The following is an 11,429-nucleotide window of genomic DNA, read 5'->3' as shown; positions in this document are numbered from 1 at the left end:
TTCACTTCATCATAGCCCGCCACAACTGAGGATTCCCAGCCCGCGTCTGGAATACCGTGCCTTTTTTCCCGGAGCCGTGCACAATAGCCGCAAAAAGTGATCACATTTTATTGGAGACCATTATGTCGGTGAAGTTGTTGCGGGTTCGCGAGGGCGAAGGTGCGGTGGAGTCGGGCCCGGTGGTGCAAGAAAAGGTGCTGTCCGGTATGCCCCAGCAGCTTACCGAGCATTTTTTTACCAATGCGAAGGAGAATTTCTTTTGCGGCGTCTGGTCTTCGGATGCGGGCAAGTGGACACTCACTTACAGCGAGGATGAGTTCTGCTACATCATTGATGGCGAGGCGATCATTACCGATGCCGACGGGGTGAGCGAGAAGGTTTCTGCCGGGGATGCATTCTGTATTCCCGCCGGGTTCGAGGGAACCTGGGAAACTATTGGATCGGTGAAGAAGTTTTACGCTATTTACGAAGAGTAGCTCTAACCTCGAACCGACTAAGCCGGTTTTGTGGCGGCAAATCACTGGGGCAGGTATTTCGAAAACGCCGTGAATACGTCCCTGTAAGCTCCGTCAGCGCCGTCCATGGCGCTGACGGTTTCGAAATACCTGCCCCAGCACTTTGCCTTCGCGATTCACCGCGCAGCTTTGTGGGGAATCTTTCGAGAAAACACTTAGCTCCCTATCAACCCCTTCAGATGCGCCACCACACTACGCCCCAGCGCGGATAGCGCATAGCCCCCTTCCAGTGCGGAAACGATGCGACCCGCGCAGTGGGCGTCGGCGAACTCCCGCAGTTTTTCCGTCACCCAGCGGTAATCGTCTTCGCGAAAACGCAATTGCGCCATGGTGTCTTCGATATGGCCGTCGAAGCCGGCGGAGATGAACAGCATCTGCGGCTGGAATTTTTCCAGTGCGGGCAGCCACTGGTTTGCGACCAGCTCCCTCAGCACCGCGCCTTCGGTACCCGCTTCCAGTGGTGTATTGAGGATATTGTCCGGCAGTTCTCCGGTGCCGGTGAACGGGTAGTAGGGGGACTGGAAGCTGGAGCACAGCAGGTAGCCTTCACGACCAGCGACGAAGTCTTCGGTGCCGTTGCCGTGGTGGACGTCGAAGTCGAGTATTGCCACCCGCTCCAGCCCGTGTTGTGCGCGGGCGTGGGCGGCGGCGATGGCGATGTTGTTGAACAGGCAGAAGCCCATGGCCTTGTCGCGCTCGGCGTGGTGGCCCGGGGGGCGCACCGAGCAGAAGGCGCTGCCTATTTCTCCGACAATGACCTTGTCCACCGCATTCACCGCGGCGCCGGCGGCGTGCAGGGCGGCGTTGAGCGTGTGTGGACACATGCGGGTGTCTTCATCGAGCGCCTCGATACCCTCGCGCGGCGCACGGGCGAAGATGGATTCTACATATTCCGGGGTGTGCACCAGCTGCAGTTGCGCGCGGGTGGCCTGCGGCGCGTCGAAGAAGCGCAGTATGTATTCGATACCGCTGCTGAGCAGCTGGTCGTGGATGGCGTCGAGGCGCGCGGGCGATTCCGGATGTTCGTCGCCCATATCGTGGAGGCTGCAGGCTGGGCTGGTAAAGATTCCGACGGTGGCCATTTTTATTCCTGATCTGCGGCGCTGGTGAGATCCAGTTCCAGGTAGAGTTCATCCATGCTGTCTCCGGGGCGGGTGACAAAACCGTTGTGGTCAAATATTGCCAGCATGGGTTTGTTGTCCCGGCGCACACAGGCAAACATGGTGGCGATGCCGCGACTGCGCGCCACCGCCTCCATTTCTTTCAGCAGGGTGGAGGCGATGCCCTTGCCGCGCCGGCTCTCCTTGATCACGAACGCGACTTCGCAACTGTTGCTGGCTTCGTAATAATAATATCGCCCGACCCCCTGAATCACCTCGCGCTGTCCGTCGCGGTCGGTAAAACACAGGGCCAGGTCTTTCCTCTGGTCCACGCTGACCAGGCTGCAAGAGGTTTCCCGGGACATCTGCGTTACCTGGTGGTTGTAACGCATCAACAGGGTTTCCTTGTTGTGGGTATAAAAGAACTCCTGCAGCCTGCGTTCATCCGACGGCCGCAGTGGCCGCAATGTATAGGTGATACCGCCGAATACGTAGCGCTTCTGTTCCACCGGCCCCAGCTCCGGTACCGAGGTGGGCGCCTGTTGCTGGTATTCCGGCACCCAGTAATATCGGCGCACTTCTTCCAGCAGTTCGCGGCGAAAATCCGGGTGTGCAATACGGATCAGTTCCAGCGCCCGCTCGCGCACGCTCTTGCCGCGCAGGGAGGCGATGCCGTATTCGGTCACCACGTAGTGCACGTGCCCGCGGGAGGTCACCACACCACTGCCGGGTGTGAGCGCTGCGACAATGCGGGATATTTTCTTACCGCTTTTGTCCCTGGTGGTCGAAGGCAGCGCGATGATCGGCTTGCCCCCCTTACTCAGCGCCGCGCCGCGGATAAAATCCACCTGGCCACCGATGCCGCTGTAAAAATGGCAACCGATGGAGTCGGAAACCACCTGCCCGGTCAGATCCACTTCGATGGCACTGTTGATGGAAACCATTTTTTCGTTGCGGGCAATCTTTACCGGTGAACTAACGTGCTCTGCCGGATAAAACTCCACATGGGGATTGCCGTCGATAAAGTCGTACAGCATCCTGGTGCCCATGCAGAAGGTGGTGATCGTTTTACCTTTGTGGAAGGTTTTTTTGCGATTGTTGATCACCCCATCTTTCATCAACCGCGCGATGCCATCGGAAATCATTTCCGAATGCACCCCCAGGTCTTTGTGGTTGCCCAGATAGCGCAACACGGCATCGTGAATCCGGCCAATGCCGATTTGCAGCGTCGCGCCATTCTCCACCAGCAGCGAAACATACTGGCCGATCTGTTCCACGGCCTGGTCCATTTCCGGCGGCGGGGATTCCGGGATGGGAGCTTCGGCGGTCATCCACGCGTGGATCTGATCCCGGTGGATAAAACTGTGGCCGTTGGTACGGGGCATCTGCGGGTTGATCTGGGCGATCACGGTCTTGGCATTTTTTACCGCGGACGACACCACATCCACACTGACCCCCAGGGAGCAGTAACCCAGCTCGTCCGGCGGACCGACCATGATCAGGGCGGCGTCCAGTGGCAATATGTGGTCACTGAACAGCTTGGGCACTTCGGAGAGAAAGGTCGGCGTGTAATCTGCGCGCCCCTCCGCCACCGCCTGGCGTATGGTTTCGCCACCTATATAGAGGGCGTTGACGGTAAACAACTCCGAGTATTTGCGCTCCGCCCAGAAGTTGTCCGACAGGGTGAATACCTGGGCGACTTCCACATCGTGCAGCCCGCGGCTGTTGGCAATCAGGTCTGCCATCAGGGCATTGGGTACGGCGGCGTGAGAACCGACGAAGATCCGGCAGCCACTTTTCAGCAACTGGTCCCAGGGGAGGGATTCTCCGGTTTTCGGGTGAGTCAGGGATGACATTTGTGCGGGTGGTTTCCTACCTTGATCCGGTCATGGTAGGCAGATGGCCCGACAGTCACAAGCCCCGCTCGGTAACGGGACCCACATTAAATTTTGTGGCGGTCCTGCTACCTTGTATGGCTTTGCGAGACGCGCCGTGAAACCATCCTTTGGGACTAACAGAATAAAGAATTTGAATTTAAGGAAAAGTGGCGGGGATCTGTTTTCGAAAGCGTCGGCGCCATGGACGGCGCCGACGCAGCTTACAGGGAAGTATTCACAGCGGTTTCGAAAACGGATACCCGCCGCTTTTCCGCCACCGGACCAGGCTGGAAGGAAACCACTAGACCAGAAGGCGGCTAAGCGGGCTCAGCCATCTGCACCGGAATCGTATTGGTACTGCGCTCAACGCGGTTGTTCTCGTCCAGATAAACCAGCTTTGGCTTGAACTGGTCGGCCTCGGATTCCGACATCTGCGCATAGGCCGCAATGATGATCCGATCTCCCACCTGCACCCGGCGCGCCGCCGCGCCGTTCATGGAAATAATGCCGGAGCCGCGTTCCGCCAGGATCACATAGGTGTGAAATCGCTCGCCATTGGAGACGTTGTAGATATCAATCTTCTCGAACTCGCGCAGGCCCGCCAGCTCCACCAGGTCCTCGTCAATGGCACAGGAGCCGTCGTACCAGAGTTCCGCCTGCGTCACCGCCGCCATGTGCAGTTTGCCTTTCAGCATTTCGATTTGCATGGAATCGCTCCCGTCACATCGTCAGAGAAACATTGTCGATCAAACGCGCTCCGCTGGTGTACATCGCCCCCAGCAGCGTGATCTCGCGGTCATCGTTGGCCGCGGGCTGCAGGTCCTTGCTGTTGCAGATGGAGAAGTAATCCACCTTGAAGCCCGCATCTTCGATGCGGGACCTGGCCTCGGCCTCCAGTGCGGTAAAGTCCCGCTGGCCCGACTCGATCTGTTCCTTCGCCCAGTTCAGGCACTGATTCAGCACCGCCACCTTGGGGCGCTCCTCCTCGGTCAGGTAACCATTGCGGGAGCTCATGGCAAGGCCGTCGGCTTCCCGGTGTACCGGGGCTGCGACGATCTCCACCGGGATACACAGGTCCTCCACCATGCGGCGGATCACCGCCAACTGCTGGAAGTCCTTGATTCCGAATACCGCCTTGTCCGGCTGCACGATATTGAACAGCTTCGCCACCACCGTGGTCACCCCCTCGAAGTGCCCCGGGCGGCTCGCACCACAGAGTACGTCGGTCATGGCCGGGCACACCACGCGGGTCTGCTGGTCCATACCGTTGGGGTAGATCTCGCCCTCTTCCGGATGGAACAGGTAGTCACATTCCGCTGCGCGCAGCTTCGCCATGTCCTGTTCCATGGTGCGGGGATAGGTGTCCCAGTCCTCGTTCAGGCCGAACTGCAGGCGGTTGACGAAGATCGACACCACCACCACATCGCACTGCTGCCGGGCCAGGTTGACCAGCTGGATATGGGCGTCGTGGAGGTTGCCCATGGTGGGCACGAAACCGATGGTCTTGCCATCGCGGCGGGCCGCTGCCAGCGCCTCGCGCAGGGTGGCCACATGGTGAAAGACTTGCATAAGCGTGGATCCGCCGGAATTTGCTCGGGCGGCATAATACTCCCCGCCGCGAATGGGAACAAATTGCGAAACATTGGCCCGATTCGGTTTTTTTGCCCGGATTCGCGAATTCTTTCCCCGGTTCAGGAAGGATTCAGTGTCCCCGGGGCAAACTGGCCCCAACTGATCGCCAGAGACAGAAAAACGCCGCCAAGCGGCCCTGGAGCCCAGCCATGAGCAGACAATACAAATCCGCAGTGAAAACACTTGCCGCCGCCCTCGCCACGGCCGGCCTGCTGGCAATGGCCAGCCCGGCGCTGGCCGACCGCGACGACCGCGGCCAGGGTCACAAGGGCCGCCCCGAGCACGCCATCAAGCACGGCCAGTCAGCCCGCTTCCAGAAGCGCCAGGACCGGCAGCGCCAGGCAAAGCACCGCGGCAATGACCGCGACCACAGAAGTGATCGCAGAGCCGATCGCGGCCGCGACCACCGCCGCGACAATGATCACCGTCGCGGTGACCGTCGACACGACTACAACGACCGCGGTCACCACGATCGCGACCGCCGCCGCTACGCGGGCGGCCACGGCTGGCGGGACCGCGGCCACGATCACCATCGCAAGTACTACAAGCCGGTTCACCGCCCGCACAAGCACCGCTGGCGCCCGAACCACTACCACTACGGTTACCGCTGGAGCCGCCTGCCCAAGAGTTATGTCAGCCTGACGTTCGGCGGCCTCGGCTACTACTTCAGTGACGGTATTTTCTACCGTCCTTACGGCCCGGGTTATGTGGTTGCGCAGGCTCCGGTTGGCGCCATTGTCTACAACCTGCCCGGCACCGCGGTCAGTGTCAGCTTCGGCGGCCTCAGCTACTACGTGGCCTACGACACCTACTACCGCTGGGACAGCCACCGCCGCGGTTACCGGGTGGTTGCCAACCCCGGCTTTTATTGAGGGTATTGAGCGCCCGGTGCGCAGCCAGATGTTCAACGTGCCATTGTCGGATTTCCAACCCCAACTAACCGAAGCTTAATTCGGTTATTTCCCCAGGCGACTCTTTTGAGTCGCCTTTTTTTTATTTTTTGTCGGCCGCTTACAACCCGCCCCGAACCCGGCGTAAAAAAACCGAACAAAAATTTAATTTTGTTGCCTTAAAAAAAGCTATTTTTCTTTTCTATAGTTATTGCTTTCAGCAGACTATGACTACAAGATTCGCGCCCCTGTAACCCCCACAGATCCTTGCCCAAAAACGAGGCGCCATGAAACAACAACAGATCGAAAACTGGACCTGCGAAGACTCCGCAGCGCTCTACGGCATCCGCGACTGGGGTGCCGGCTATTTCAATTTGAACCAGTCCGGTGAAATCACTGTTGAGATCAAAAATGAATCCGGCGACACCAGTTCCGTCTCCCTGCTGGACATTGCCCACGGTGCCACTGAACGCGGTCTCGGCATGCCGTTGCTGGTGCGTTTCGAGAACCTGCTCGACGCCCAGGTAGCGCGCATCAACAACTCATTCCGCAATGCGATCAGCAGCTGCGGTTACAAGAATGTGTTCCGCGGTGTGTTTCCCATCAAGGTGAACCAGCAGTGCCAGGTGATCGAGGAGATTGCCAAGGCCGGTCGCCAGTTCGGCCACGGCCTGGAAGCGGGCAGCAAGGCGGAGCTGATTGCGGCGCTGTCGATCCTCGACAACACCGACGCGCTGATCGTGTGCAACGGCTACAAGGACGAGGAGTTCATCAACCTGGGCCTGCAGGCCCAGCGCCTCGGCGTGCAGGTATTTTTCGTGGTGGAAACTCCCTCTGAGGTCGACACCATCATTCACTGCGCCCAGCGCGAGCAGGTGGAGCCCAACATTGGCGTGCGGGTAAAGCTCGCGAGCAAGGTTGGCGGCTACTGGAATGCCACCAGTGGCGACCGCAGTATTTTCGGCCTCGGCAGTAACGACCTGATCGCGATGGTGGACAAACTGCGCGACCACGACATGCTGCACTGCCTGAAGCTGCTGCACTACCACCTGGGATCGCAGGTGCCGAACATCCGCGATATCCGCACCGGGGTGCTGGAAGCCTGCCGCTACTATGCCGACCTGGTAGAGGAAGGCGCGGCCATGGGCTACCTGGACCTGGGTGGCGGCCTGGCGGTGGACTACGATGGCTCCAAGACCAACTACACCCACTCCAAGAACTACTCCCTGGACGAGTACTGCGTGGACGTGGTGGAAGCCATCATGGGCACCCTGGACAGTGAGGGCGTGGAACACCCGGTGATCATCACCGAATCCGGCCGCGCCACCGTCGCCTATTCCTCGGTGTTGCTGTTCAACATCCTGGACACCACCAGTTTCGAGCCAATCGAACTGGAGGAGGATCGCATCGGCGAAGATTCGCACCCGATGCTGAAAAATCTGCAGCATGCGCTGCAGAGTGTTTCTCCAAAGAACCTGCAGGAGAGTTACAACGACGGCCTCTACTATCGCGACGAGATCCGCGCACTATACCTCCACGGCCAGGTAAGCCTGCGCGACCGCGCGCTGGCGGAAAACCTGTTCCTGCAGTGTGCGCAGAAGATCCGCAAGCTGCTGGATGAGGTGGCCCAGGTACCGGTGGATCTGCAGGCGTTGCCGGAAGTGCTGTCGGATATTTATTACGCAAATGTGAGCGTGTTCCAGTCGTTGCCGGACATCTGGGCGATCGACCAGCTGTTCCCGCTGGTGCCGGTGCATCGCCTGGACGAGGCGCCGACGCGCTCGGCGATCATTGCGGACATTACCTGCGACTGCGACGGCAAGATCGACCGTTTTATCGACCGACAGGATGTACGCAAGACGTTGCCGCTGCACCCGCTGAAAGAAGGTGAGGAATATATTCTCGGAACTTTCCTGGTGGGTGCGTATCAGGAGACACTGGGAGACCTGCACAATCTGTTTGGTGATACGAATGTGGTGAGCGTGCGTATCGATGAAGACGGTCATGTGGACTACAGTCGCGAGATTCACGGCGACAGCATTGCGGATGTGTTGAGTTACGTGGAGTACTCACCGCAGGATCTGTTTGAGCGTTTCCGCAAGCTGGCGGAGCGGGCAGTGAAGGAAAAGCGGATTACGGCGCAGCAGCGGAAGGATATTTTGCATACTTACACTGCATCTATGAGTGGGTACACCTACTTCGAAAAGTAATTTGTATTTTCGACCTGGTCCGGTGGTACGTTCTATCGCCAGTCCGGTGGCGGCAGAGCACCGGGGATTGGTTTTCGGAACCGCTGTAAACCCATCCCTGGGCGCTGCGGCGCAAACATCCTGTTTGCGACGCTTCCGAAAACCAATCCCCGGCACTCTGCCTTAACTTTGTACTTTTATGCTTCGTAGCTATTCATTCTTGGCTGATTCGAAGTGAATAACTTGATGTGAAAGGACTGCTGCCGGTATTTGTTTGCGGGACCGTATGCGGCCCGGACGGCCGCATCCGAGCCCCCATGGATGGGTTCACGGCGTGTCCCGCAAACAAATACCGGCAGCAGGCCTGCCATTAAACTATCTAGTGGCTGCCCCACAATCCGGCACCACTATTTTGTGTGTTCAGAAACACCCAAAAATAAGGAGATCCCTAAATGGCCAACGTTCTGATAGTAGGCGCCGGCGGCGTCGGTCAGGTGGTTGCACACAAATGTGCGCAGGTAGAGGAAGTATTCGAGAACATAACTCTCGCCAGCCGCACGAAATCCAAATGCGACAAGATCGCCGATATGCTGCCGCGCAAGATCAACACCGCGGAAGTGGACGCCGACAACGTCAGTGAAATGGTTGCGCTGATCGAGAAGGTCAAACCGGACATGGTCATCAACGTGGCCCTGCCATACCAGGACCTGCACATCATGGATGCCTGCCTGGAAACCGGAGTGCACTATCTCGACACCGCCAACTACGAACCGCCGGAAGAGGCCAAGTTCGAATACAAATGGCAGTGGGCCTACCAGGAAAAGTTCGAGAAGGCCGGACTGATGGCGCTGCTGGGCAGTGGTTTTGACCCGGGTGTGACCAGCGTGTTTACCGCCTATGCGAAAAAGCACCACTTCGTCCGCATCAAGACCCTGGACATTCTGGACTGCAACGCCGGGGATCACGGGCTGCCGTTCGCGACCAATTTCAACCCGGAAATCAATATCCGTGAAATTACCGCCAACGGACGCTACTGGGAAGACGGCAAATGGGTCACCACCAAGCCGATGGAAGAAAAACGGGTATTTGAATTCCCCGAGGGTATCGGCGAGAAAGACCTCTACCTGCTGTACCACGAGGAGCTGGAATCCCTGTCCAAGCACTACCCGGAAATCGAGCGCGCGCGCTTCTGGATGACCTTTGGGGCGAGCTATCTGAAGCACCTGGAAGTACTGCAGAACGTCGGTATGACCAGTATCGAGCCGGTGGAATTCCAGGGCCAGCAGATAGTGCCGATCCAGTTCCTGAAAGCGCTGCTGCCGGACCCGGCGAGCCTCGGCCCGCTGACCAAGGGCAAGACCTGTATCGGCAACATCATCAAGGGTATCCCGCAGGGTGGCGGTGAAGACAAGATCTACTATGTCTACAACATCTGCGACCACCAGGAGTGCTACAAGGAAGTGCAGTCCCAGGCCATTTCCTATACCACCGGTGTGCCGGCGATGATCGGCGCCAAGATGATGATGGAAGGCAAGTGGATGAAACCCGGCGTGTGGAATATGGAACAGCTGGATCCGGATCCTTTCATGGCCGATCTGAACAAATACGGCCTGCCCTGGCAGGAAACCTGGCTCGACAAGCCGTTCGTTTGAGCCCCTCGATCCCGGGCCTAAAAGCCCGGGATTTTGCCAAATAGAGCAGCAAGACAAATTCTATGGACCTGACTCCCCGCAAAGACTACTTCGGTGATTTCGACCCGACCCGAGTCTCCACCCCCTGCTTCGTGGTGGACGAAATTGCCCTGCGTGACAACCTGGAAGTGCTCGCCGATGTACAGCAGCGCAGCGGTGCCAAGGTACTGGCGGCACTCAAGGCATTTTCCATGTTCAGTATCGGCCACATTGTGGCGGAATACCTGTCCGGGACCTGCGCCAGCGGTATCAACGAGGCCAAACTGGGCTTCGAGGAGTACGGCGGCAGGGACCTGGGCAAGGAAGTGCACGTTTTCAGCGCCGGCTACAAGGAAGAAGAACTGAAGGAAATCCTGGGCTTCGCCCACCATGTGATCTTCAATTCTTTTTCCCAGTGGAAGCGCTACCGGGCACTGTGCCTGCAGGCCCAGGAAAAGCGCCCCGAGCTGCGTTTCGGCCTGCGTATCAATCCGGAGCACTCCGAGGGGCACACGCCGATCTACGATCCCTGTGCACCCTGTTCGCGGCTGGGTATCGTGCGATCCCTGTTTGAAGGCGAAGATCTCACCGGCATCAGCGGTCTGCATTTTCACACCCTGTGTGAACAGGACTTCAAGCCGCTGGAGCGCACCATTGCCGCGGTGGAAGAAAAGTTCGGAGATCTGATCCCGCAGATGGAGTGGATCAACTTTGGCGGCGGCCACCATATTACCCGTTGTGATTACCAGGTGGACGAGCTGGTTGCGGGGGTAAAGGCCTTTTCGGAAAAACACGGGGTGCAGGTTTACCTGGAGCCCGGCGAGGCCGTGGCGCTGTTTTGCGGTGTGCTGGTTGGAGAAGTAGTGGACCTGATGTGGAACGGCAAAAACCAGGCGATCCTGGATGTCTCTGCCACCTGCCATATGCCGGACGTGATCGAAATGCCCTACCGCCCGGAAATCACCGGCGCATCGCTGCCGGACGAACTGCCCCACACTTACCAATTGGGTGGACAGAGCTGCCTGGCGGGCGACCGGATCGGGGAATACAGTTTCACCGACCCGCTGAAAATCGGCGACCGGATCGTGTTTGAAGAAATGGCCTATTACACCATGGTCAAGACCAACACCTTCAACGGCATTCCACTGCCCGCGATCGCTTTGTGGAATTCCAGGACCGACGAGCTTCGACTCATCAAAGAGTTTGGCTACGAGGACTTTAAAGGTCGCCTGTCTTGATCTGCACCCACCGCTTCTCGCTTTGTTGCAGGATCGGTGGCGGTGAAGCACCGGGTGAAAGGTTTCAAAACCGCTGTAAATACATCCCTGTAAGCTGCGTCGGCGCCGTCCATGGCGCCGACGCTTTTGAAACCTTTCACCCGGCACTTCACCTTAACTTTTACCCTTAAGCTTCGTCAGATAGTGCAGTTTTCGGAGCCACAAGCTACGAAGTACATAAACACAATGCGAAGGCAGAGTACCGGGTGCGGGTTTTCAGGAGCGTCGCAAACAGGATGTTTGCGCCGCAGCGCCCAGGGATGGGTTCACAGCGGTCCT

General features: G+C 58.3%; 9 protein-coding genes. 5 read left to right on the top strand and 4 right to left on the bottom strand.

Annotated features, from left to right (window positions below; genetic code table 11):
- Window positions 1–122 precede the first annotated feature (122 nt).
- A complete protein-coding gene (locus tag QZ511_RS06555; protein WP_295800748.1) occupies window positions 123–476 on the top strand; it encodes a cupin domain-containing protein in 354 nt (117 codons plus the stop codon).
- Between the two features lie 194 nt (window positions 477–670).
- Here QZ511_RS06555 and QZ511_RS06550 read toward each other — a convergent pair whose 3' ends face one another.
- The 4 genes from QZ511_RS06550 to panC form a co-directional block, all read right to left on the bottom strand.
- Window positions 671–1,597, bottom strand: coding sequence for a histone deacetylase family protein (locus QZ511_RS06550; protein WP_295800746.1), 927 nt, complete (start codon window positions 1,595–1,597; stop codon window positions 671–673).
- 2 nt (window positions 1,598–1,599) lie between these two features.
- Window positions 1,600–3,471 carry a bifunctional acetyl-CoA hydrolase/transferase family protein/GNAT family N-acetyltransferase gene (locus tag QZ511_RS06545; RefSeq protein WP_295800743.1) on the bottom strand — a complete coding sequence of 624 codons (1,872 nt, stop codon included), beginning with the start codon at window positions 3,469–3,471 and terminating at the stop codon, window positions 1,600–1,602.
- A gap of 338 nt (window positions 3,472–3,809) precedes the next feature.
- On the bottom strand, window positions 3,810–4,199 hold the full coding sequence (gene panD, locus QZ511_RS06540; protein WP_295800740.1) for an aspartate 1-decarboxylase: 390 nt from the start codon (window positions 4,197–4,199) through the stop codon (window positions 3,810–3,812).
- Between the two features lie 13 nt (window positions 4,200–4,212).
- Complete coding sequence (panC, locus tag QZ511_RS06535; protein WP_295800737.1) at window positions 4,213–5,061, bottom strand: pantoate--beta-alanine ligase; 849 nt, start codon at window positions 5,059–5,061, stop codon at window positions 4,213–4,215.
- 212 nt (window positions 5,062–5,273) lie between these two features.
- On the opposite strand from panC, the gene QZ511_RS06530 reads away from it, so the two are divergent.
- From QZ511_RS06530 to nspC, 4 genes are all read left to right on the top strand, one after another.
- Window positions 5,274–5,996 (top strand): DUF6515 family protein, encoded by a 723-nt coding sequence (locus tag QZ511_RS06530; protein ID WP_295800734.1) that lies wholly within the window; start codon window positions 5,274–5,276, stop codon window positions 5,994–5,996.
- Between the two features lie 305 nt (window positions 5,997–6,301).
- Window positions 6,302–8,224, top strand: a complete 1,923-nt coding sequence (gene speA, locus QZ511_RS06525; protein ID WP_295800731.1) for a biosynthetic arginine decarboxylase — start codon at window positions 6,302–6,304, stop codon at window positions 8,222–8,224.
- A gap of 431 nt (window positions 8,225–8,655) precedes the next feature.
- On the top strand, window positions 8,656–9,855 hold the full coding sequence (locus QZ511_RS06520; protein WP_295800728.1) for a saccharopine dehydrogenase family protein: 1,200 nt from the start codon (window positions 8,656–8,658) through the stop codon (window positions 9,853–9,855).
- 62 nt (window positions 9,856–9,917) lie between these two features.
- Window positions 9,918–11,111 carry a carboxynorspermidine decarboxylase gene (gene nspC / locus QZ511_RS06515; RefSeq protein ID WP_295800725.1) on the top strand — a complete coding sequence of 398 codons (1,194 nt, stop codon included), beginning with the start codon at window positions 9,918–9,920 and terminating at the stop codon, window positions 11,109–11,111.
- Window positions 11,112–11,429: the final 318 nt, after the last annotated feature.

The organism is uncultured Microbulbifer sp. (assembly GCF_913055755.1).
Taxonomy (GTDB): Bacteria; Pseudomonadota; Gammaproteobacteria; order Pseudomonadales; family Cellvibrionaceae; genus Microbulbifer.
Note: the sequence above shows the minus strand (reverse complement) of the source record. Positions and strands in the feature narration are given on the sequence as shown.

Excerpts from the sequence above, each read along its gene's own strand:
- QZ511_RS06555 (WP_295800748.1), top strand. The coding sequence starts at position 123 with ATGTCGGTGAAGTTGTTGCGGGTTCGCGAGGGCGAAGGTGCGGTGGAG.
- QZ511_RS06550 (WP_295800746.1), bottom strand. The coding sequence starts at position 1,597 with ATGGCCACCGTCGGAATCTTTACCAGCCCAGCCTGCAGCCTCCACGAT.
- QZ511_RS06545 (WP_295800743.1), bottom strand. The coding sequence starts at position 3,471 with ATGTCATCCCTGACTCACCCGAAAACCGGAGAATCCCTCCCCTGGGAC.
- panD (WP_295800740.1), bottom strand. The coding sequence starts at position 4,199 with ATGCAAATCGAAATGCTGAAAGGCAAACTGCACATGGCGGCGGTGACG.
- panC (WP_295800737.1), bottom strand. The coding sequence starts at position 5,061 with ATGCAAGTCTTTCACCATGTGGCCACCCTGCGCGAGGCGCTGGCAGCG.
- QZ511_RS06530 (WP_295800734.1), top strand. The coding sequence starts at position 5,274 with ATGAGCAGACAATACAAATCCGCAGTGAAAACACTTGCCGCCGCCCTC.
- speA (WP_295800731.1), top strand. The coding sequence starts at position 6,302 with ATGAAACAACAACAGATCGAAAACTGGACCTGCGAAGACTCCGCAGCG.
- QZ511_RS06520 (WP_295800728.1), top strand. The coding sequence starts at position 8,656 with ATGGCCAACGTTCTGATAGTAGGCGCCGGCGGCGTCGGTCAGGTGGTT.
- nspC (WP_295800725.1), top strand. The coding sequence starts at position 9,918 with ATGGACCTGACTCCCCGCAAAGACTACTTCGGTGATTTCGACCCGACC.